This is a genomic window from Halomonas sp. SL1 (assembly GCF_003030865.2).
GTDB lineage: Bacteria > Pseudomonadota > Gammaproteobacteria > Pseudomonadales > Halomonadaceae > Halomonas > Halomonas halophila.
Genome location: NZ_PYUQ02000006.1, coordinates 20,044 through 41,620 on the forward strand (window position 1 = coordinate 20,044; position 21,577 = coordinate 41,620).

The 21,577-nt window shown below is 70.2% G+C and carries 16 protein-coding genes and 1 pseudogene; 12 read left to right on the plus strand and 5 right to left on the minus strand.

Going from position 1 to position 21,577, the window contains the following annotated elements; translation table 11 throughout:
• The first annotated feature begins 17 nt into the window (after positions 1–17).
• From C9J49_RS02250 to C9J49_RS02260, 3 genes are all read left to right on the plus strand, one after another.
• Positions 18–722, plus strand: coding sequence for an RNA polymerase sigma factor FliA (locus tag C9J49_RS02250; RefSeq protein ID WP_107180983.1), 705 nt, complete (start codon positions 18–20; stop codon positions 720–722).
• 123 nt (positions 723–845) lie between these two features.
• Positions 846–1,661 (plus strand): motility protein A, encoded by an 816-nt coding sequence (locus C9J49_RS02255; protein ID WP_107180984.1) that lies wholly within the window; start codon positions 846–848, stop codon positions 1,659–1,661.
• Entirely contained in the window at positions 1,654–2,316 is a 663-nt protein-coding gene (locus C9J49_RS02260; protein WP_107180985.1) for an OmpA family protein, read from the plus strand. The genes C9J49_RS02255 and C9J49_RS02260 overlap by 8 nt, the downstream gene beginning before the upstream one ends.
• Positions 2,317–2,326: 10 nt before the next feature.
• Here C9J49_RS02260 and C9J49_RS02265 read toward each other — a convergent pair whose 3' ends face one another.
• Complete coding sequence (locus C9J49_RS02265) at positions 2,327–3,139, minus strand: helix-turn-helix transcriptional regulator (RefSeq protein ID WP_181454229.1); 813 nt, start codon at positions 3,137–3,139, stop codon at positions 2,327–2,329.
• 136 nt (positions 3,140–3,275) lie between these two features.
• On the opposite strand from C9J49_RS02265, the gene C9J49_RS02270 reads away from it, so the two are divergent.
• The 5 genes from C9J49_RS02270 (at position 3,276) to C9J49_RS02290 (ending at position 10,925) form a co-directional block, all read left to right on the plus strand.
• Complete coding sequence (locus tag C9J49_RS02270) at positions 3,276–5,297, plus strand: CocE/NonD family hydrolase (protein ID WP_107180987.1); 2,022 nt, start codon at positions 3,276–3,278, stop codon at positions 5,295–5,297.
• Positions 5,298–5,394: 97 nt separating this feature from the next.
• The gene (locus C9J49_RS02275) at positions 5,395–6,951 is read left to right on the plus strand and encodes an ABC transporter substrate-binding protein (RefSeq protein WP_107180988.1); all 1,557 of its coding nucleotides are present in this window, start codon (positions 5,395–5,397) and stop codon (positions 6,949–6,951) included.
• A gap of 67 nt (positions 6,952–7,018) precedes the next feature.
• Positions 7,019–7,963, plus strand: coding sequence for an ABC transporter permease (locus C9J49_RS02280; protein ID WP_107180989.1), 945 nt, complete (start codon positions 7,019–7,021; stop codon positions 7,961–7,963).
• Complete coding sequence (locus C9J49_RS02285; protein WP_258393724.1) at positions 7,944–8,891, plus strand: ABC transporter permease; 948 nt, start codon at positions 7,944–7,946, stop codon at positions 8,889–8,891. Before C9J49_RS02280 ends, C9J49_RS02285 begins: the two co-directional genes overlap by 20 nt.
• Before the next feature lie 3 nt (positions 8,892–8,894).
• Complete coding sequence (locus C9J49_RS02290; RefSeq protein ID WP_107180990.1) at positions 8,895–10,925, plus strand: ABC transporter ATP-binding protein; 2,031 nt, start codon at positions 8,895–8,897, stop codon at positions 10,923–10,925.
• A 60-nt stretch (positions 10,926–10,985) separates the two neighbouring features.
• On the opposite strand, the gene C9J49_RS02295 is transcribed toward C9J49_RS02290, so the two are convergent.
• A complete protein-coding gene (locus C9J49_RS02295; protein WP_107180991.1) occupies positions 10,986–12,737 on the minus strand; it encodes an EAL domain-containing protein in 1,752 nt (583 codons plus the stop codon).
• Positions 12,719–15,550, minus strand: a complete 2,832-nt coding sequence (locus C9J49_RS02300; protein ID WP_107180992.1) for an ATP-binding protein — start codon at positions 15,548–15,550, stop codon at positions 12,719–12,721. Before C9J49_RS02300 ends, C9J49_RS02295 begins: the two co-directional genes overlap by 19 nt.
• Positions 15,551–15,761: 211 nt before the next feature.
• Between C9J49_RS02300 and ahpC the strand changes: the two genes are divergently transcribed.
• Together ahpC and ahpF are read left to right on the plus strand one after the other, a co-directional pair.
• A complete protein-coding gene (gene ahpC / locus C9J49_RS02305) occupies positions 15,762–16,325 on the plus strand; it encodes an alkyl hydroperoxide reductase subunit C (protein ID WP_107180993.1) in 564 nt (187 codons plus the stop codon).
• A 243-nt stretch (positions 16,326–16,568) separates the two neighbouring features.
• The gene (gene ahpF / locus C9J49_RS02310; RefSeq protein ID WP_107180994.1) at positions 16,569–18,122 is read left to right on the plus strand and encodes an alkyl hydroperoxide reductase subunit F; all 1,554 of its coding nucleotides are present in this window, start codon (positions 16,569–16,571) and stop codon (positions 18,120–18,122) included.
• An 82-nt stretch (positions 18,123–18,204) separates the two neighbouring features.
• Here the strand turns inward: ahpF and C9J49_RS02315 are convergent, their stop codons facing one another.
• Together C9J49_RS02315 and C9J49_RS02320 are read right to left on the minus strand one after the other, a co-directional pair.
• Positions 18,205–18,768, minus strand: coding sequence for a hypothetical protein (locus C9J49_RS02315; RefSeq protein ID WP_258393726.1), 564 nt, complete (start codon positions 18,766–18,768; stop codon positions 18,205–18,207).
• Positions 18,769–18,826: 58 nt separating this feature from the next.
• A complete protein-coding gene (locus C9J49_RS02320) occupies positions 18,827–19,285 on the minus strand; it encodes an Rrf2 family transcriptional regulator (protein ID WP_107180995.1) in 459 nt (152 codons plus the stop codon).
• A 194-nt stretch (positions 19,286–19,479) separates the two neighbouring features.
• Here C9J49_RS02320 and hemN point away from each other — a divergent pair, with 194 nt between their 5' ends.
• A complete protein-coding gene (gene hemN, locus C9J49_RS02325) occupies positions 19,480–20,865 on the plus strand; it encodes an oxygen-independent coproporphyrinogen III oxidase (protein ID WP_107180996.1) in 1,386 nt (461 codons plus the stop codon).
• A gap of 216 nt (positions 20,866–21,081) precedes the next feature.
• Positions 21,082–21,577, plus strand: a pseudogene (locus C9J49_RS17115) (hypothetical protein); the annotation flags it as partial.

The following is a 21,577-nucleotide window of genomic DNA, read 5'->3' on the forward strand; positions in this document are numbered from 1 at the left end:
AAGAGGGCGAGGCACGTATGTATACCGCACAAGGCAAGATCGAACAGGACACGCTGCTGGATGACTACATGCCCCTGGTGCGTCGCCAGGCCCTGGCGCTGCAGGTACGCCTGCCGGCCAGCATCGAGCTGGACGACCTGATCCAGGCCGGCACCGTGGGCCTGCTGGAGGCCCTGGGGCGCTTCGACGCCGCCCAGGGGGCGAGCTTCGCGACCTTCGCCAGCCAGCGCATCCGCGGCGCCATGCTCGACGAGCTGCGCAGCCGCGACTGGCTGCCGCGCAGCGTGCGCCGCAATGCCCGAGCCGCGGACGAGGCGGCGCGTCGCCTGGAGCAGGAGCTGGGGCGTCCGGCCGAGGAGACCGAGATCGCCGCCGCCCTGGACATGGACCTGGAGGCCTATCGCCGGCTGCTCAGCGACACCAACAGCGGCCAGCTGCTGCCCTTCGAGGAGCTGATGGCCGAGGGCGGCGAGGGGCGCATGCTCGAGGGCGGCGCCCCCGAGACGCCCTTCGCGCAGCTGGTGGATCAGCAGCAGCGCGCTCGGCTGGTGGCGGCCATCGAGGCCCTGCCCGAACGCGAGAAGCTGCTGATGGGGCTCTACTACCAGGAAGAGCTCAACCTCAAGGAGATCGGCGCCGTGCTCGGCGTCACCGAGTCCCGGGTCTGCCAGCTGCACAGCCAGGCCGTGGGGCGGTTGCGCGGCAAGCTGCGCGATGCCTGAGGCGTGGGCGAGAAAGGCCTGCGCTCGACGATGTTTCGCTCCACGCCTGGCCATCTATAAAGCTTTCGGCCATCCAGGCCGATAACCACTCATTGTCCGTCGTCCTAGAGACAGGGAGCCCACATGAATCCGTCCACGCTGATCGGGATCCTGGCGAGTATCGTGCTGCTGGCGAGCGTGCTGCTGTTCACCGCCGAGTCGCCGCAGAGCTTCGTCAACCTGCCGGGGCTGGCCATCGTGCTGGCCGGCACCCTGGCCGCCACCTTCATCAGCTATCCGCTCAAGGAGGTGGTACGAGTGGTGCGCCTGGTGGGGCTGGTCTTCCGCCGCGAGAACACCTACACCCGCGACGACATCAAGGAGCTGGTCGACATGTCGCGGCTGTGGTTCAAGGGCGACGTGCGGGCCGTGGAGGCGGCCCTGGAGCAGACCCGCAACCCCTTCCTGCGCACCGGCATCCAGCTGGTCATCGCCAACACCAAGGAAGAGGAGATCTTCGACCTGCTGCGCTGGCGCATCGCCCGGCTCAAGGCCCGTGAACACGCCGAGGCGCAGATCTTCCGCACCATGGCCACCTACGCACCGGCCTTCGGCATGATCGGCACCCTGGTGGGGCTGGTGAACATGCTCGAGGTGATGGAGGCCGGCGACCTGAACGTCATCGGGCCGCGCATGGCGGTGGCGCTGCTGACTACCTTCTACGGGATCCTGCTGGCCAACCTGGTGTTCAAGCCCATCGCCGTGAAGCTCGAGCGCCGCACCGAGGAGCGCCTGATCGCCATGAACATGGTGCTCGAGGGCATCTCGCTGATCACCAAGCGGCGCCTGCCGTCGTTCATCGAGGAGACCCTGAACTCCTTCGTCGCCAACTACCACGACGAGATCCGCGATCCCCAGCGGCCGGGGGCGCGCGACGAGGAGGCCGGCCAGGGTGCTTGATCACGACACCCGCCAGGCGATCGCGCCTCCGGCCCAGGGGGAGGGCGACGGCGAGAGCTGGCTGATGAGCTACCTGGACGTGCTGACGCTGCTCATCACGCTGTTCGTGCTGCTGCTGTCCATGGCCAGCTACGGCCTGCCGGGGGAGCGGGAGGATGAGATCGTGTCGCCGGCGCGGCAGGCGGCCCTGGCGGTGGGTCAGGGGCTGAAGCCGCGCCACGAGGGCCTGCAGCCGCGCTTCCAGGGGCTCGGCATCGACGGCGTCAGCGTCGAGCACGGCGCGCGCGGGGTCACCCTGCGCATCGAGGAGCGCTTGCTCTTCGACAGCGGCCGGGCGCGCCTCACCGAGGGCGGCCACGGCGTCCTGGCGCGCCTGGCCGAGCGGCTCACCGGCGTCGAGGGCGAGATCTCGGTGGAGGGGCATACCGACAGCCTGCCCATTGCCACCTCCCGCTTCCCGTCCAACTGGGAGCTCTCCACCGGCCGCGCCAGCGCCGTGGTGCGCGCCCTGGCCGAGGCCGGGGTGGCCCGCGAGCGGCTGCGCGCCATCGGCTACGCGGACACCCGCCCCCTGGCCGCCAACGACAGCGCCGAGGGCCGAGCCGAGAACCGCCGCGTCGAGCTGCTGCTCAAGGCGCCCGCCGGCCGCGGCTGAGGCCGCCGGCTCAGGGCTCCTCGACCTCGAGCACATACTGGCCCGCGCCGATGGTGTTGCGGATCTGCTCGACCACCTGGTCGGGGAGCTCGGGGGAGTCCGGCGTGAACAGCCCGCTGCGGCGCAGGGCCTCGCGGGTGTCGACCTCGCGGCCCAGGTATTCCAGCAGCACCTTGGAGGCGCCGGGGCGCCGCCCCCGGCGCACCGGGCCGCCGGTCTGGATGCCGCGCATCCGGCGCACCCGCAGGTGGTAGTTGGGATAGAGGGTCAGCTGGGTCAGCGACATCTTCTGCAGGGCCTCGCATTCCATGATGTAGATGCGGTCGGCGAGGAAGAAGACGACGCCCTCGTACTTGTTGACCGTGTAGGTGCGCCCGCTGTCCAGGTCCCGGAGCACCTCGATGTTCTTCCAGTAGTAGTGCCCGTCGCGCTCGTAGATGGTCGCCAGCGAGCGAATCACCAGGCCGGCATGCCCGAACGAGAAGAAGTAGCGATAGTAGTAGCCGACGTAGCGCTCCAGGCTCTGGCTGTGGCGATAGAGCTCGTCGAGGTGCTGAAGCGGCAGGCTGATTGCCTGGTCCTGAACGGGGCGCCGGCGGACGTTCAGCAGCAGCTCGAACTGGCTGCTCTCGAGCATGATCTCGGCCTCGGTCACGCCGAAGAAGTCGCTGATGCGGCGCATGTTGTGCCGCGAGGGGCGGGAACTGCCGTTGAGGTACTTGTTGAACTGCTGACGATTGATGCCGAGCCGTCGGCAGACGTCGGCGATGGAGGGGTAGTGGCTGCACAGCAGCGACAGGTTGGCGGCGAGCTCGTTTGACATGGGGCCATTGCACATTGACGCGAAAATAGTGTCAAGTCGCGAACCCCGCGAAATTGTGATTCTGCATGAGCCTGCAAGGATAGTAAGGACCAAGCGTTATCCAACGTTCGTCCTACGCCAGACCCTGGAGCCATGCATGAGCGAACACCTCTCTCTGCCCCATGACATCGTCGAGATGCCGCATATCGAAATCCCGATGCCCGACGGCTGCCGCCTGGCCGCCCGGGTCTGGATGCCCAAGGGCGCCGAGGGCGCCCCGGTGCCGGCGATCCTCGAGTACCTGCCCTACCGCAAGAACGACATGACCCAGGAGCGGGATGGCTCCATGCAGCCCTACCTGGCCGGGCACGGCTATGCGGTGGTGCGCCTCGACCTGCGGGGCGCCGGCGACTCCGAGGGCCTGATGGAGGACGAGTACCTGCCCCAGGAGCTGCAGGACGGCTTCGACGCCATCGCCTGGATCGCCGATCAGCCCTGGTGCGACGGCAACGTCGGCATGATCGGCATCTCCTGGGGCGGCTTCAACGGCCTGCAGATCGCGGCCATGCGCCCCCCGGCCCTCAAGGCCATCGTCACCCTCTGCTCCACCGACGACCGCTACGCCGACGACGTGCACTACATGGGCGGCTGCCTGCTCGGCGAGCAGCTGTCCTGGGCCTCGATCATGTTCGGCCGCAACACCCTGCCGCCGGATCCCCGCAACGTCGGCGACCGCTGGCGCGACATGTGGAAGACCCGCCTCGGCGGCAGCGGCCTGTGGCTCAAGAACTGGCTGGAGCACCAGACCCGCGACGATTTCTGGAAGCATGGCTCGGTGTGCGAGGACTGGTCGGCGATCCAGATCCCGGTGTTCGCCGTGTCGGGGTGGGCCGACGGCTATTGCCGCAGCGTCTTCCGCCTGATGGAGAACCTGCAGGGGCCCAAGAAGGGCCTGGTCGGGCCCTGGGCGCATCGCTATCCGCACCTGGGCGAGCCGGGGCCGGCCATCGGCTTCCTGCAGGAGGAGCTGCGCTGGTGGGATCAGTGGCTCAAGGGCGTCGACACCGGGATCATGGACGAGCCGCCGCTGCAGCTCTACATGCAGGACAGCGTCGCCCCGGCCGGCTGGCACGCGCATCGCCCCGGGCGCTGGGTGGCCGAGCCCGGCTGGCCGTCCCCCCACGTCACCCGCACCGACTTCCGGCTCGGCGCCGACGGCCGCCTGTCCCGCGAGGCCGAGCTGCCCCATGGCAGCCTCAGCCATCGCTCGCCGCTGGACGTGGGCATGGGCTCGGGCAAGTGGTGCGGCTACTCCAAGCCGGGCGACGCCCCGGTCGACCAGCGGCGCGACGACGGCGGCAGCCTGTGCTTCGAGACGGCGCCCCTGGAGGCCCCGCTGGAGATCGCCGGCGACGCCAACCTGACCCTGGAGTTCTCGGTGGACCGGCCGGTGGCGCAGGTCGCCGCCCGCCTGGTGGACGTGGCCCCGGACGGGCGCAGCAACCGCGTCTCCTTCGGTGTGTTCAACCTCAACCACCGCGACGGCCACGAGGCGCCGGAGGTGCTGGTGCCCGGCGAACGCTATCGCGCCACGGTGCCCATGAAGCACGTCGCCCAGCGCTTCGCCGAGGGGCATCGCCTGCGCCTGGCGATCTCGACCAGCTACTTCCCGCTGATCTGGACGCCGCCGGAGCCGGTGACGCTGACCCTGCACACCGCCGGCTGCCACCTGGAGCTGCCGCTGCGCGCCCCGTCGCCGTTGGACGAGACGCTGACCGACTTCGCGCCGCCGGTCTCCGCGCCGCCGATCGCCAAGGAGGTGCACGAGGAGGCCGACGGCTTCTGGCGCATCACCGAGGATGCCGCCAGCGGCACCATGGAGATCCACCTGGCCGACGGCGGCGGGCACTTCACCCTCAAGGACAACGACCTGACGATCTACAAGCAGGGCTACGAGCGCTACCGCCTGACCCACGACGATCCGGCCTCCGTGGGCGGCGAGGTCGAGTGGGAATACCGCATGGAGCGGGATGACTGGTCGGTCCGCACTCACACCCATACCCAGCTGACCGCCGACAAGGACGACTTCATCGTCAAGGCGCGAATGACCGCCTGGGAAGGCGACGAGGTCGTGCACAGCGAGGAATGGGACGAGCGCATCCCCCGCCACCTGGTCTGATCGCGCCGGTTCGCGAATGTGACGAAGACCGACAAGTGAGCAACGCCGAAGGGGGCCTGGCCCCCTTCCGCCAACAACAACTCGAGGGAGTGGAAACATGAGCAAACTGACCACATCGCGTCGCGGCTTCCTGGCCATGACCGCCGCCATGGGCGCCGCCGGCATGCTGCCGGGCTTCACCCGCCTGGCCGGCGCGCAGGAGGGCGGCAAGGTGCTGCGCCTGCGGCTGGACAGCGACAACGACATCCTCGACCCCGGCTACATGAGCGGCGGCATCAACATCGAGGCCCAGAAGCAGTGCCTGCCCTTCCTGGCCGACTACGCCCGGGAAGGCGACAAGATCACCTGGCGCCCGACCTATTTCGTCAACCGCCTCGAGCAGCGCGACGCCACCCACATCGACTTCGAGCTGGCCGAGGGCCTGGTCTGGTCCAACGGCTACGGGCCGGTGCGCGCCTCGGACGTCAAGTTCTCCTTCGAGCGGATGAAGGACACCGACTGGGCGGGCTACTACGAGGCCCTCGACCACGTCGAGGTGACCGGCGAGCGCTCCGGCATCATCGTGCTGAGCAAGCCGTTCTCGCCGTTCATGATGGTCACCCTCTGCCACGGCCCCGGCGCCATCCTCTGCGAGCAGGCCGTCAAGGACGCCGGCGGCACCTTCACCACCGACTTCCCCGCCGTCTGCGGCCCCTACACCTACGAGGCCATTCCCGGCCAGCGCGCGACCTTCCGCGCCAACCCGGAGTGGACCGGTCCCAAGCCGGCCTTCGACCGGGTCGAGGCCAACGTCATCAGCGAGGTCAAGGCGGCGGAGCTGGCCTTCGAGGCCGGCGAGCTCGACTGCACCGAGGTGGGCGCCGACACCCTGGCCCGCTACAACGAGAACATGCCCGAGGGCGCGGCGATCACCGTCGCCGGCGAGCTCCAGTACATGTGGATGGGCATGAACACCGAGCACCCCAAGCTGCAGGACAAGACGGTGCGCCGCGCCCTCCAGCACGCGGTGGACGTGGACTCCATCCTCCAGGGCGCCTACTCGGGCACCACCACCAAGTCCCACGGCATCGTCTGCCCCGGCCTGCTCGGCCAGCGCCACGAGACCAGCTACTACCAGTACGATCCCGCCAAGGCGCGCCAGCTGCTGGCCGAGGCCGGCGTGTCCGGGCTCAACCTGACCCTGCGCACCCTCAACACCCAGGAGCGCATGCTGGCCGCCCAGATCATCCAGGCCAACCTGGCCGCGGTGGGCATCACCGTCACCGTGCTGCCGCAGGACAGCGGCCCCTTCTGGGAGATGGGCCAGGAGAGCAAGGGCGACACCTGGCAGGACCTCGAGCTGTGGCTGATGCGCTTCGGCACCACCCCGGACCCCTACGAGGCGACCTCCTGGTTCACCTCCGACCAGGTCGGCGTCTGGAACTGGGAGCGCTGGACCAGCGAGGAGTACGACCGGCTCTACAAGGAAGGCGTCGCCGAGACCGACGAGGCCAGGCGCCGCGAGATCTACCTGCGCATGCAGGAGATCATGGAGGAGACCGGCGCCTACGTGTGGATCAACCACGAGCCGGAGGCCTTCGCCCACCGCCAGGAGGTGGTGGTCAACGCCGCGCCCTCCGGCGAGCTGAACTACCGCCGCTTCGAGCAGGCCTGAGCCCTGCCCGCCCCGCCCTGACGGGCGGGGTGCCTTCCGCCGTACCCGCAACGAGGAGCTTCGCTCGATGCTCACCTATCTCATGAAACGGCTGGGGCTGGCCGTGGCGGTGATCTGCGCCGTCGTGGTGGTGCTGTTCTCGCTACTGCACCTGATCCCCGGCGACCCGGCGACCATCGCCCTGGGGCCCCGGGCGACGCCGGAGGCCATCGCCCGCTATGCCGCCAAGATGCATCTCGACGAGCCCGTCTGGATGCAGTTCCTGATCTATATCCAGAACGCCGTCCAGGGCGATCTCGGGGTCGACGTCTTTTCCGACCGGCCGGTCGCGGCCATCGTCGGCGAGCGGCTGGGCTTCACCCTGGCCCTGATCACCACCGGCCTGGGCTGGGCCATCCTGCTGGGCGTGCCGCTCGGCTGCCTGGCGGCGGTGCGCCCGAACTCCTGGCTCGACCGCATCACCGGGGTGCTGTCGGTGGGCACCATCGCCGTGCCTTCCTTCCTGGTCTCCATCTGGGCGCTGCTGATCTTCGCCGTGACGCTCAAGTGGCTGCCCGCCATCGGCGCGGGGGAGCCCGGCGACACCCTGGACCAGCTCACGCACCTGGTGCTGCCGGCCTTCGCCATCGGCCTGAGCTGGGTCGGCTACCTGGCACGCATGGTGCGCGCCTCGATGCTCGAGGTCATGGGCGAGAACTACATCCGCTCGGCCCGGGCCTTCGGCCTGACGCCGCGCAAGGTGGTCTACGGCTATGCCCTGCGCGTGGCGATCCTGCCCACCATCACCCTGATCGGCATGGGCTTCGGCGGCCTGATCTCCTCGGCGGTGTTTGCCGAGATCATCTTCGCCCGCCCGGGGATCGGCAAGCTGATCTTCGACGCCGTCATGGCGCGCAACTTCCCCATCGTTCAGGGCGCGGTGCTGGTGGCGACATCGCTGTACATCATCATCGTGCTGATCTCCGACCTGCTCATTGCCTGGAGTGATCCCCGTGTCCGAGAAAATTTCTGATCCCGAAGCCGAAACCGGCGAGCCGATTCTCGATTCCTCGGGCCTGCCGGATCATGTCGATGAGGCCATGCGCGAGTCCGCGGCCCGCGAGCGGCGCGAGAAGCTGCGCCAGTTCATGACCAGCTGGCAGGGGATGACCGGCCTGATCCTGGTGGTGCTGTTCTTCGCCAGCGCCATCTTCGCGCCCTGGATCGCCCCCTACGACCCCAATGCCCTGGACGTGCCGGCGCGCCTGTCGGGGCCGACCCTCGAGCACCTGGCGGGCACCGACCAGCTCGGCCGCGACACCTTCTCGCGCCTGCTGTTCGGCGGCCAGGTCGCCCTGAAGATCGCCGCCATCGGCGTCTCGGTGGCGCTGGGCGTGGGGCTGCTGCTGGGCATGCTGGCGGGCTATGGGCCGCGCTGGCTCGACCACCTGCTGCTGTTCGTGTTCGATACCGTGCGCGCCTTCCCGACCATCGTGCTGGCGCTGGCCACGGTGGCGCTGACCGGCCCCAGCCTGGAGCTGGTGCTGGCGATCATCATCATCACCTCGATTCCCCAGTACGCGCGGATGGCGCGCACGGCGACGCTGACCCTGAAGAACACCGACTTCATCCTCGCCGAGCGCTCGCTGGGCGCCAGCATGGGCCGGGTGCTCTGGCACCACGTCATGCCCAACGTGGTCGGCCCGCTGCTGATCCTGGCCGCCATGGAAGTGCCGGTGGTGGTGACCGTGGAGGCGGGCCTCAGTTTCCTCGGCCTGGGCGTCCTGCCGCCCACCGCCAGCTGGGGCACCATCCTCAACGAGGGCTACCTGGTGATCCGCGACAACCCCTGGATGGTCATCGCCGGCGGCATCCCGCTGATCCTGACGACGCTGGGCTTCACCTTCCTGGGTGAGTCCCTCCGCGACATCTTCGACCCGCGCATGGGCAAAGGACGCTGAGACATGGACACCCTACTCGATATCCGCAATCTCTCGGTCGACTTCCGCACCCCCCGCGGTCGCGTCCAGGCGCTGCGCGACGTCAGCTTCGGCGTGCGTCGCAACCGCATCATCGGCGTGGTCGGGGAGTCCGGCTCGGGCAAGAGCACCGTGCTGTGGTCGATCCTCGGCCTGCTGGCCGGCAACGCCGAGGTCACCGGCGGCGAGATCCGCTTCGGCGATCGCGACATGCTGAACCTGGGCGAGACGGATCTGCGCGCCGCCCGGGGCGAGGACGTCTCGGTGGTCTTCCAGGACCCGATGACCTCGCAGATCCCGGTGCTGACCTACGGTCGGCAGATGCGCGACATCCTCTACCGCCGCCCCAACCTGCCGGCCAGCGAGAAGCGCCGCCTGGCGGTGGAGATGATGCAGAAGGTCGGCATCCCCGACCCCGAGACCCGCGTCGACCAGTATCCTCACCAGTTCTCGGGCGGGATGCGCCAGCGCGCGGGCATCGCCATGGCGCTGCTGACCGGCCCCCAGCTGCTGCTCGCCGACGAGCCGACCACGGCTCTCGACGTGACCATGGAGGCGCAGATCATCCACCTGCTGCAGGAGCTGCAGCAGGAGCTCGAGGCCACCGTGGTGGTGGTCTCGCACAACCTGGGGCTGATCGCCGAGCTGTGCGACGACGTCGTGGTGATGTACGCCGGCGAGGTGGTCGAGGCCGGCGAGGTGCGCGACATCTTCCATTCGCCCCGGCATCCCTACACCCGGGCCCTGCTCGAGTGCGACCCGGCGCGGATCCAGACCGGCTCGGGCAAGCTGCCGGTCATCCCCGGGGACATCCCCGACCTGATCCATCCCCCCAGGGGCTGCATCTTCGCCTCGCGCTGCCATCAGGCGGTGGCGGCCTGCCGCGAGGTCACGCCGCCCCTGGCGGCGCGCGGCGACGCCGGCTTCGCCCGCTGTCACCTGCTCGAGGGCGAGCATCGCAATCCCGCCTGGCCGCCGCCGGCCGACGTGCCCACCGTGGAGATCGCCGCGGACGGCGGCGCGCAGAAGCGCATCTCGCCGGAGCCGCTGCTGGACGTCGAGGACCTGCGGGTGCGCTTCCCCACCATGGGCCCGCTGCGCGCCAAGCTGAAGGGCGTCGAGGACCCCTTCGTCGATGCCGTGCTCGACGTCTCCCTGTCGGTGCGTCCCGGCGAGACCGTGGGCCTGGTGGGCGAGAGCGGCTCCGGCAAGACCACCCTGGGCCGGGCCGTGCTCAACATGGTGGAGTCCCAGGGCGGCTCGGTGCGCTACGAGGGCGGGGAGATCCGCAACCTGGCCGAGCGGCGCTTCAAGTCGCTGCGCCGCGACATGGCGATGATGTTCCAGGACCCGGTCGGCTCGCTCAGCCCCCGCAAGTCCGTGCGCGCCCTGATCACCGAGCCCTTCCAGATCCATGGCGTGAAGGGCGTCGACCTCGACCGCGAGGCCGAGCGCCTGGCCGACATGGTGCGCCTGCCGCGCGCCTTCCTGTCGCGCTATCCCCATGAGCTGTCGGGGGGCCAGGCCCGCCGGGTGGGCGTGGCCCGGGCGCTGGCGCTGAACCCCAAGGTGATCATCGCCGACGAGCCCACCGCCGGGCTGGACGTCTCGGTGCAGGGCGAGATCCTCAACCTGATGGCCGACCTGCAGGCCGAGCACGGCCTGGGCTATCTGATCATCACCCACAACCTGCCGGTGGTGCGCCATATCAGCGATCGCCTGGCGATCATGTACCTGGGGCGCATCGTCGAGCAGGGCGATGCCGAGCAGATCTTCGATCAGCCGGCGCACCCCTACACCCGGGCGCTGGTGGACGGCGTGCCCCAGCCCGACCCGGATCGGCGGCGCGCCCATGTGTCGATCTCCGGCGAGGTGCCGAGCCTGCTGAACCGCCCTGCGGGCTGCGACTTCGCCACGCGCTGCCCGCATGCCCGGGAGCGCTGTCGCCAGGAGAAGCCCGAGCACGTCACCCAGCCGGACGGGCGCCAGCACGCCTGCCTGTTCCCCCTGCGCTAGCCCCTGGCGGCGACGCCGTTCCCTCGCCCCTCCGGCCCCCGGCCGGAGGGGCGAGGTGCGTCATGCCGGCTGGTCGATCCGCTGGGCGTCGTACCAGGCCAGGAAGTCCGCCTCGAGCAGCGGCCGCGCGAACAGGTAGCCCTGGCCGATGCCGCAGCCCATCTCGCGGAGCCGCTGCGCCTGCTCCAGGGTCTCGATCCCTTCCGCGACCACCTCGAAGCCCAGGCCGTGGGCCAGGCGGGTGATGGTGCAGGCCAGCTGGCGCGCCGCGGGGTCGCCCTGCAGGTCGGTGACGAAGGCGCGGTCGATCTTGAGCACGCTCAGCGGCAGGGTCTTCAGGTAAGCCAGCGAGGAGTGGCCGGTGCCGAAGTCGTCCACGGCGATGGCGATGCCCGCCGCCGCCAGCGCCTGGAGCTGGCGGCGAGCCTCGTTGAGGTCGGCCATCAGCCCGGATTCGGTGACCTCGATGCTCAGGCTGTGGGGCGGCAGCCCGTGTTGGGCCAGTCGGCGCAGCAAGGTGGCGGCGAAGTCCGGGGTGCACAGCTGGCGGGCGGCGACGTTCACCGCCAGGGAGAAGTCCTCGGCCACCCGGCCGTCGGTCCGCCAGGCGACCAGGCGCTGCATGGCGGTCTCGAGCACCCAGTCGCCGATCTCCAGGATGTCGATGGTCGCCTCGGCGAGGGGGATGAAGCGCCCCGGCGAGACGTCGCCGTGGCGCGGATGGCGCCAGCGCAGCAGCACCTCGGCGCCCAGCGGATGGCGCTCGGCGAGCCACAGCTTGGGCTGGTAGGCGAGCCGCAGCTCGCCGCGCCCGGCGGCGCCGCGCAGGTCGTGCTGGAGTTCCAGTCGCTCGCGCTGCCGGGCCTCCAGGGAGGGGGTGTGGCAGCGAATCGGCGGCGTCGCCTGGGCGTCCGGCAGCGCCAGGGCGGCCATGTGCACCAGCCGCTGCGGGGCGCTGTCCCGGGCCCGGCCGATGCCGATCCGGGCGCGGCTGGTGAGGCGCCGCTCGTCGACCGGCTGGGGGCGGCCGAGCCGCGCCAGCAGGTGGCCGGCCAGGGCCTCCAGGGCGTCCGGGTTCGCCGGGGCCGGCAGGATCACCAGCAGGTCGTTGCCGCCCCACAGGCCGAGCATGGCCGCCTCGGGCAGCATCGGGGTCAGGGCGTCGGCCAGGCGCTGCAGCAGTCGCTCGGCGACGTCGTGGCCGTGCAGGCGCATGATGTCGGGCAGGTCGTCGAGGACGATGAACAGCGCCCCGGCCTCGTGGCCGGCCTCCCGCCACGCCTCGAGGCGCTGCAGCAGGGCCCGCCGGTTGGGCAGCCCGGTCAGCGGGTCGGTCATCGAGAGGCGCTCGAGCTCGCGGGTGCGCGCCTCGGCCAGCCCCTCGAGCTCGGCGGCCTGCTCGCGCCGCTCGGCGAGCCGCTGCTCCACGCGCAGCACATTGCGGATGCGCTGCATCGCCTCCTCGTGATCGAAGGGCTTGGTCAGGAAGTCGCGCACGCCGGCCGCCAGGGCGCGCCGGCGGGTGGCGTCGTCGACCTGGGCGGTGAGCACGATCGTCGCCGGCGCCTGCTCGCCGAAGGCGTCCTGCAGCTGCTCGAGCACCGCATAGCCGTCCAGGTGGGGCATGCGGATATCCAGCAGGATCAGGTCGGGCAGCCGGGTCCGGCAGTGCCCCAGCACCTGGCGGGCGTCGTCCAGGCAGGTCAGGTCGGTGTAGCCGTGGTCCTCCAGCAGGTCGCCGAGCAACTCGAGGTTGACCGGGTTGTCGTCGACCACCAGCAGGCGCTTGTGGGTCAGGTCCGTGTCGGGCATGCCCGCTCCTCAGGCGTTCTCGGGGCGGCCAGGCAGCGCGCCAGGGCCGCGAAGAGGTCATCGAAGGCGACCGGCTTGACCAGATAGTCGTCGAAGCCGGCCTCGCGCCCGCGGCGCACGTCGTCGTGCATGGCGTTGGCCGACAGCGCGATCACCGGCAGCCGCCTCAGCGGCGGTTCCGCGCGCAGGCGCGCCAGCGCCTCGAAGCCGTCCATGCCCGGCAGGTTCAGATCCATCAGCACCAGGTCCGGGGGGTGGCGGCGGATCCGCTCGAGAGCCTGCTCGGCGCCGGGCGCCAGCTCCAGGATCAGGCCGTCGCGCTCCTCGAAGGCCTCGCTCATCAGCCGCCGGTTGGCCGGGTTGTCCTCCACGTAGAGCACCCGGGCGCGCAGCTCGACGGCGGGGGCGGCGGCCGAGGCGGCCGGCGGCGGCGCGGCGGGCGCGGCGGCGGGCAGGCCGAACCAGAAGTGGCTGCCCTCGCCGGGGCGGCTCGCCACCTCGAGGCGGCCGCCCATGTGCTCGACCAGCTGGCGGGTGATGGCCAGGCCGATGCCGGTGCCCTCCACCGGGCCGTGCTCGGCGTCCAGCCGCTGGAAGGGCTGGAAGAGCTCGCTGCGGCGAGCCTCGGGAATCCCGGGGCCGGTGTCGCGGACGCCGATGCGCCAGGCGTCGCCGCGGCGCTCGATGGCCAGGCGCGCCTCGCCGCCGGGCCGGTTGTACTTGATGGCGTTGGACAGCAGGTTCAGCAGCACCTGCTTGAGGCGGGTGTAGTCGCCTTCCACCGTCGCCCCGGCGGCCAGCTCCGCGGTCAGCCGGACCTCGAGGTCCCGAGCCTGGGGCTGCATGGCCTCCAGGGCGTCCTCGGCCACCTCGCCGAGGTCGACCCGCTCCCGCGACAGCGGCAGCCGGCCGGCCTCGATGCGGGCCAGGTCGAGGATGTCGTCGATCAGCCGCAGCAGGTGCCGGCCGCTCTTGTCGATCTGCTCGACCTGGCGGCGCTGACGCGCGTCCAGCGGATGGCGACGGCTGCCGGCCAGCAGCTGGGAGAAACCGAGCACGGCGTTGAGCGGCGTGCGCAGTTCGTGGCTCATCGCCGACAGGAAGTCGCTCTTGGCCTGGCTGGCCCGCTGGGCCTCGTCCCGGGCGCGGGCCAGGGCCTCCAGCACGCTCTCGCGCTCGGCCATCCGCCGATAGAGGTTGATCAGCAGCGCGCAGGTGGCGGTGAAGGGGCGCAGCCACTCGAGCAGCTCGTCGTCGTAGGCGCGGCGGCCGTTGGCGATGGCGTACATGCCGATCAGGGTCTCGCCGTCGTGGATCGGCACGCCCAGGTAGTTGTGCAGCGCGGGGTGGCCCGATGGCAGGCCGCCGCGGTGGGGGTGCCCGGCCAGGTCCTCGGTCATCACCACCTCGCCGTGGGCGAAGACGCGCCCCAGCAGGGTGTCGGGGGAGGTCAGCATCATGTCGCCGCTGCGCAGCCGCTCCATCAGGCAGCGCGACTCCTCGCTCCAGGACAGGTCGGTGATGGCGTGGATCTTCAGCGCCGGGGCCCCGGCCTGCTCGATGACCTCGCCGATCAGCGCATAGTCGCTCTCGGTGAGCTCGCGCAGGGCTTCCATCAGGAAGGTCCACAGCCGGTGGCCGGACATCAGCGCCTGGTAGTCGGTGATGCCCTGGTGGAGCACCCGCAGCAGGGCGGCCTGGCGCCGGGTCTGGGTGTTGTCGTGGGCGACCCCCACCACCCCGTCGATGCGGCCGTCGGCCTCGCGCAGCGGCGCCAGGGTCAGGTCGTGATGGCGCCCGGGGCGCAGCGACAGCCCCAGGCACTGGGGCCGGCCCTCGGCCACCACCCGGCGCTCGGCGGCGTCGATCGCGTCGCGGGCCCGGGGGTCGAGGCGGGTCAGGGCGTCGCTGTCGTCGGGCCGCTTCATCAGCGAGTCGAAGGCCTGGTTGATCGCCAGGTAGCGGCCGTCGCCGCTGCGGGCATAGATGGGGTCGTGGCTGCCGTCGAGCACCGCTCGGAGCAGCTGCCGCTCGCGCAGCGCCGCCTCGCGGGCGGCGCGGATCTCGCTGAGGTCGGTGAGGATGCCGATGAACTCGTCGATGCGGCCCGCCTCGTCGCGCAGGGCGCTGACCGCCAGGTGGACCGGCACCGGGTGGCCGTCGCGGTGGCGTGCCTCGACCTCCCGCCCCTGGCCGATGATCCGCGGCGTCCCGCCGGCCAGGAAGCGCCGCAGGTAGCCGTCGTGCTCCCGGGCCACGGCCTCCGGCATCAGCCGATTGACGTTGTGGCCGAGCAGCTCCTCGCGGGCATAGCCCAGCAGCAGCAGGGCATAGGGGTTGGCGTCCAGCACGATGCCGTCGCCGTCGATGCGCAGGATGCCGGTCGCCGATTCCCGCAGGATCGCCTCCAGGCGCCGCGTGGAGCGCTCCAGGCGTTGCGCCTGCTCGCGGGCGCGCAGCAGGGCCTCGGCCTGGCTCGCCAGCAGGGCCAGGCGGCGGCGTCCCCGGGCGTCGAGGACGCCGGCCACGCACAGCGCACCGGTCGGCGTCGCGCCGTCGGGGCACAGGGGGTGAGCGGCGAGGCCCCCCGCCGTCTCGTCCGCCAGCGGCGTCGCTGCGTCCAGCACCCGGGCACAGAACGCCAGCGCCGCCGGGGAGGGCGCGCCGGCGACGGCCAGCGTCCGGGGCGTGCCCTCGCGGTCGACGCGGGCCAGCAGCGCCATCGGCACCGCGAGGAGCTCGCGGGCCAGGCGGGCGACGCCCTCCAGGCCGTCGCCGGCGGGCGCCATGTCGGGGGAGTCGGGTGGCTGCATCCTGCCTCCGGGGAGCGCGGCCCTCGGGACGAGGCGCCGTACATTGCCCGGGTTATCGGCCGCTCGAGGCAGGACTTGACCCGTGCCGATGCTTAGTCATGTTCTTTGGCTATCAGAATCATCATTGTGTTCAATTTTAGCTATCAATGGGGCGCGGTTATGCTCGTTTGCGTCTTCACCCATCACCCAACGCAACGAGGATCGCAACGCCATGTCCCTGCTCAACACCGAAATCAAGCCGTTCAACGCCACCGCCTATCACAACGGCGACTTCATCGAGGTCAGCGACGAGAGCCTCAAGGGCCAGTGGAGCGTGTTCTTCTTCTACCCGGCCGACTTCACCTTCGTCTGTCCCACCGAGCTGGGCGACCTGGCCGACAAGTACGAGGAGTTCCGGGAGCTGGGCGTCGAGATCTACGGCGTCTCCACCGACACCCACTTCACCCACAAGGCCTGGCACGACAGCTCCGAGACCATCGGCAAGCTCCAGTATCCGATGCTGGCCGACCCGACCCATGTCGTGTCGCGCAACTTCGAGGTGCTGATCGAGGAAGAGGGCGTCGCCGACCGCGGCACCTTCGTGGTCGACCCGGACGGCCGGATCCAGATCATCGAGCTCAACGCCGGCAACATCGGCCGCAACGCCGAGGAACTGCTGCGCAAGGTCAAGGCCGCCCAGTACGTCCGTGCCAACCCCAACGAGGTCTGCCCGGCCAAGTGGAAAGAAGGCGAGGAGACGCTGGCGCCGTCGCTGGATCTGGTCGGCAAGATCTAACTGACTGCCGATTCGCGCATCCCTGACGGATCGCCGATCTTCAGCGGGAGTCGAAGGCTCCCGCCCCCGTTACCCCGCCGAGGCGCTGCGCCTCGATCGCCCAGCCAGTCGCGCAAGCGAGATCGGGGCGACGTCCCGGCGGGGCCTGATTCCGATTCTGCCGACATGGCTTCCGGGTGCGAGTCCATCGCGACCCGTACGGGGAAGTCCTTCGAGTCACTCATCACAAGGATTACTGCCGTTATGCTGGACGACTCTCTGAAGCAACAGCTGAAAGCCTATCTCGGCAAGGTCACCCACCCCTTCGAGCTGGTCGCCACCCTGGATGATGGCGACAAGTCCAGGGAGCTCCACGCCCTGCTCGACGAGATCGCCGGGCTCAGCGACCAGATCACCCTGTCCACCGAGGGCCACGACCGGCGCGCGCCGTCCTTCGCCCTGCATCGCGGCGGCGAGCCCACCGGCGTGGTGTTCGCCGGCATCCCCATGGGCCACGAGTTCACCTCCCTGGTGCTGGCGCTGCTGCAGGTGGGCGGTCATCCGCCCAGGGCCAGCGACGCGGTCATCGAGCAGATCCGCTCCCTCGACGCCGACCTGCACTTCGAGACCTACTTCTCGCTGTCCTGCCAGAACTGCCCGGACGTGGTCCAGGCGCTGAACCTGATGGCGATCCTCAACCCGCGCATCTCCCACGACGCCATCGACGGCGCCCTGTTCCGCGACGAGGTCGAGGCCCGCGAGGTGATGTCGGTGCCGAGCGTGTTCGTCAATGGCGAGCCCTTCGACCAGGGCCGCATGAGCCTCGAGCAGATCCTGGCCAGGGTCGACACCGGCGCCGCCGAGCGCGAGGCCGCCAGGCTCAGCGAGAAGGACGCCTTCGATACCCTGATGATCGGCGGCGGCCCGGCCGGCGCCGCGGCGGCGGTCTACGCGGCGCGCAAGGGCATCCGCACCGGCGTGGCCGCCGAGCGCTTCGGCGGCCAGGTGCTGGACACCCTGTCGATCGAGAACCTGATCTCGGTGCCGCACACCGAAGGGCCCAGGCTCGCCGCGGCACTGGAGGAGCACGTCAAGGAATACGACGTCGACATCATGAACCTGCAGCGTGCCGTAGCGCTGGTGCCGGGCGAGGCCGGCGGCGAGCACGAGGTGCGCTTCGAATCCGGCGCCCGCCTCCGGAGCAAGACCCTGGTGCTGGCCACCGGCGCCCGCTGGCGCGAGATGAACGTGCCGGGCGAGGCCGAGTACCGCAACAAGGGCGTGGCCTACTGCCCGCACTGCGACGGCCCGCTGTTCAAGGGCAAGCGCGTGGCGGTGATCGGCGGCGGCAACTCCGGCGTCGAGGCGGCCATCGACCTGGCCGGCATCGTCGGCGAGGTCACGCTGATCGAGTTCATGGACGAACTGCGCGCCGACGAGGTGCTGCAGAAGAAGCTCGCCAGCCTGCCCAACGTCGAAGTGATCAAGGGCGCGCGCACCACCGAGGTCAACGGCGACGGCAACCGCGTCACCGGCCTGACCTACGAGGAGCGCGCCTCCGGGGAACTGCGCGAGCTGGCCCTCGAGGGCGTCTTCGTGCAGATCGGTCTGGTACCCAACACCGAGTGGCTGAAGGACTCGCCCATCGAGCTCTCCGAGCGCGGCGAGATCGTGGTCGACGAGCGCGGCATGACCTCGGTGCCCGGCATCTTCGCCGCCGGCGACGTCACCACCGTGCCCTACAAGCAGATCGTCATCGCCATGGGCGAGGGCTCCAAGGCCGCCCTGGGCGCCTTCGATCACCTGATCCGCAGCTGATCGCCCCGCGGTTCATGCAGGACGCCCTCGCCGCTTTGCGGCGGGGGCGTCCTGCGTTGGGCGGGAGAATAACGGCGAGGGCTCAGCCTGCGCGGCAGAGCGTCTCCATGCGGGTCAGCGCCGCGTCGGCGCCGTCCAGGCTGAAGACCAGGAACCAGTGGTCGTCCTCGGCGCGATGGAGGCGCAGGCGCAGCGTCTCGCCGCCGCGCATCTCGTCGAGCACCTCGTCGGTGTCGGGCAGCACCAGGCGCGCGTAGAAGCCGCTGTTGCCGCGCTCGGTGATGAACTCGGCCCGGCCCTGGTGGACCCAGCCCTCATCGATCAGCAGGTCCACCGGCACCCGGTTGACGGTGCCGGTCTCGGCCTGGACCTCGTCGAGCTCGACGCGCAGCTCGAGCCAGGGGCGATCGCAGGCGTCCGGCGTGGCGTTGACGCTGAACACGCTGTCGCTATAGCTGTGCTGCTCGATGGCGCGCACGTGGCGTTCGTTCCCCAGCCGCAGCACCAGCGAGTGCCAGTCGCCGTGGGCCCGGGCGTCGTCGACGTTGAAGGTTTCGGCTGCTGCCGGGGCGGCGAGGGTCATGCCCATCAGCGCGCTTAGCGAGAGAGGCATCAGGCAAGAGAGGAAGGGGCGTGAGGAGAACATGCGGGCATCCATGACCGTGGCGTCGGGAGACTAGCACGCGGTGTCGAAGCTGTCGGCCTTACGAGGCCTGTGAGGCGTCCTCGATATTCAGCAGCTGGACCAGCTCGGCGCGCTGCTGGCCCAGCAGATCGGCGAGGGTGTAGCGGTCGAGCACCGACAGGAAGGCCGCCAGGGCCTCGCCGAGGATCGGCTTCAGCCGGCAGGCGGGGGTGATGGTGCAGGCGTTGCCGTCGCGGAAGCATTCCACCAGGCCGAGGTCGGGCTCGGTGTCGCGCACCAGCCCGCCCAGCGAGATCTCGGCGGGCGCCCGCTTCAGCCGCAGGCCGCCGTGCTTGCCGCGGGTGGCGGTCAGGTAGCCGAGCCGATTGAGCTCCTGCACCACCTTCATCAGATGGTTGCGCGAGATGGCGAAGCGCTCGGCGATCTCCGAGATGGTCGCGCGCTCCTCGTCCTGTCCCTTCACGGCCAGATAGATCAGCACGCGTAGCGAGTAGTCGGTGAATCGGGTCAGGCGCATGGGGTCTCCGGACGCGGCGGGAAGCGGTCTTCATTCTATCACGGCGAGGGCGGGCTCCCGGCACGTCGCGTCGCCGCGGCGTTTCGCCGCGATCGGCGGCGGTGAATTGACCGGCATCAAGCCGGCGCCGGGTGGTACCCGTGGGGCCGCGGGCGGGCTGGCATAATATGGGCAGCGTTCATGGAGGTCCGATCATGCCCCAGCCACAGCCGTTCATCCGCCCCCTCGTCGAGAAGTACGACCGCCCCGGGCCGCGCTATACCTCCTATCCCACGGCGCCGCAGTTCCATGCCGCCTTCGCCGAGGACGATTATCGGGCCCAGGCCGCCCAGAGCCATCGCGTCGCCGCGCCCAAGCCGCTGTCGGCCTACGTGCACGTCCCCTTCTGCGAAAGCCTCTGCTATTACTGCGCTTGCCACAAGATCGTCACCCATCGCCGCGAGCGGGCGGCCGAGTATCTCGCCCTGCTGAAGCGCGAGATCGGTCTCCAGGCCGAACTCTTCGATAGTGAGCGCACGCTTGCCCAGCTGCACCTGGGTGGCGGCACGCCGACCTATCTGAACACTGCCCAGCTCGGTGAGCTGATGGAGGCCCTGGCGGCGGGCTTTCGCTTCGCGCCCCCCGAGGCCCGGGAGTTTTCCCTGGAGGTCGACCCGCGTACCGTCACCCCGTCGCAGCTGCATGAGCTGCGTGCGCTGGGCTTCAATCGCCTGAGCTTCGGCGTTCAGGACTTCGACCCCGAGGTGCAGGCGGCGGTCAACCGCGTCCAGGGCGAGGCCGAGGTGGCCGCCTTGATGACGGCCGCCCGGGACGCCGGCTTCCACTCGGTGAGCGTCGATCTGATCTACGGCCTGCCACGCCAGACCGTGGCCAGCTTCGCGGCCACCCTGGACAAGATCGTCGCCCTGCGGCCGGATCGCATCGCCACCTACAGCTATGCCCATCTGCCCGAGCGCTTCAAGGCCCAGCGGCTGATCCGCGACGAGGACATGCCGCCGCCCGAGCGCAAGCTCGAGCTACTGGAGCTGACCATCCATCGCCTGACCGACGCCGGCTACGTCTACATCGGCATGGACCACTTCGCGCTGCCCGACGACGAACTGGTCCGGGCCCAGCGCGAAGGTACCCTGCAGCGCAACTTCCAGGGCTACTCCACCCACGCCGACTGCGATCTGATCGGGCTTGGCGTCAGCGCCATCGGCGAGGTCGGAGACGGCTACAGCCAGAACGTCAAGGAGATCGCCGCCTATCGCGAGCGCCTCGAGGCCGGGCGGCTGCCGGTGCTGCGCGGCTACCGGCTCGACGACGAGGATCGCCTGCGCCGCGACGTCATCCACGCCCTGATGTGCCATGGTCGCGTGGACGTCGATGCCATCGAGGCGCGTCACGGCATCGACTTCGCCGGCCACTTCGACGATGCCCTGAAGGCCCTGGCGCCGATGCGTGACGATGGCCTGATCACGCTGGGCGAGCGCCGCCTCGAGGTGCGCCCGGCCGGCCGTCTGATGTTGCGCAACCTGGCCATGGTCTTCGATGCCTACCTGGACGGCGACAAGGTGCGCTACTCCCGGACCGTCTAGGCGTGGTCCCAGGGGAGCGTGATCGCCCTGTCACCCCGGTACGAGTTTCCTGCCGTCTGCCAGGCAGCCGTTTGCCTGATTCCCTCGTCGCGATAATCAGCGGCCCTTCCGATGGTGAAGCCTGCGTTCTGTGACGATGCTTAGCTTGCGTGTAACAAAATGTTGTATGGCGTTATGTCGCGTCGACGGCGAGGGCCGGCGGCGGGGGAGGGCGAGATGCAAGGGTTCAAGTTGGCTGCCCTGGTCGTCGCCGTGGGCTGTCTGTCAGCCGCCGGCGTACAGGCGCAGTCGGGAGTCGAGGGTTCCGGGGGCAGCACGCTCTCGGAAGACGAGATGGCGAGGGTCGCCAACGATCAACTGACCGAGCCGGCCGGGTCGGGGAGCCTGACCGATGCCGAGATTGACGCGTTGCTCGAGGACCTGCCGGCGCCGGCCGCCGGGGGCGGCGGTGGTGGCTGCGGCGGTGGGCTGCTGGACGGATGCGACGGCACCTTCCTGCCCCTGATTGCCGCCGTGCCGAGCGAGGAGGTCATTCCCGCGCCGACTGTGCCCACCACGCCCACTGGCGCACCCACCACACCAACGAATGGTAACGATGGCGGCGGCGATGGCGGTAATGGTGGCGGGGGTGACGGCGGCGGTAATGGCGGCGGCGGTGACGGCGGCGGTAATGGTGGCGGCGGCGGCGGCGGTGGTTCCGGCGGCGGCGGTG

Excerpts from the sequence above, each read along its gene's own strand:
- C9J49_RS02265 (WP_181454229.1), bottom strand. The coding sequence starts at position 3,139 with ATGTCAAACGAGCTCGCCGCCAACCTGTCGCTGCTGTGCAGCCACTAC.
- C9J49_RS02280 (WP_107180989.1), top strand. The coding sequence starts at position 7,019 with ATGCTCACCTATCTCATGAAACGGCTGGGGCTGGCCGTGGCGGTGATC.
- C9J49_RS02300 (WP_107180992.1), bottom strand. The coding sequence starts at position 15,550 with ATGCAGCCACCCGACTCCCCCGACATGGCGCCCGCCGGCGACGGCCTG.
- C9J49_RS02315 (WP_258393726.1), bottom strand. The coding sequence starts at position 18,768 with ATGTTCTCCTCACGCCCCTTCCTCTCTTGCCTGATGCCTCTCTCGCTA.
- C9J49_RS02320 (WP_107180995.1), bottom strand. The coding sequence starts at position 19,285 with ATGCGCCTGACCCGATTCACCGACTACTCGCTACGCGTGCTGATCTAT.
- ahpC (WP_107180993.1), top strand. The coding sequence starts at position 15,762 with ATGTCCCTGCTCAACACCGAAATCAAGCCGTTCAACGCCACCGCCTAT.
- ahpF (WP_107180994.1), top strand. The coding sequence starts at position 16,569 with ATGCTGGACGACTCTCTGAAGCAACAGCTGAAAGCCTATCTCGGCAAG.
- C9J49_RS02255 (WP_107180984.1), top strand. The coding sequence starts at position 846 with ATGAATCCGTCCACGCTGATCGGGATCCTGGCGAGTATCGTGCTGCTG.
- C9J49_RS02275 (WP_107180988.1), top strand. The coding sequence starts at position 5,395 with ATGAGCAAACTGACCACATCGCGTCGCGGCTTCCTGGCCATGACCGCC.
- hemN (WP_107180996.1), top strand. The coding sequence starts at position 19,480 with ATGCCCCAGCCACAGCCGTTCATCCGCCCCCTCGTCGAGAAGTACGAC.
- C9J49_RS02295 (WP_107180991.1), bottom strand. The coding sequence starts at position 12,737 with ATGCCCGACACGGACCTGACCCACAAGCGCCTGCTGGTGGTCGACGAC.
- C9J49_RS02250 (WP_107180983.1), top strand. The coding sequence starts at position 18 with ATGTATACCGCACAAGGCAAGATCGAACAGGACACGCTGCTGGATGAC.
- C9J49_RS02290 (WP_107180990.1), top strand. The coding sequence starts at position 8,895 with ATGGACACCCTACTCGATATCCGCAATCTCTCGGTCGACTTCCGCACC.
- C9J49_RS02270 (WP_107180987.1), top strand. The coding sequence starts at position 3,276 with ATGAGCGAACACCTCTCTCTGCCCCATGACATCGTCGAGATGCCGCAT.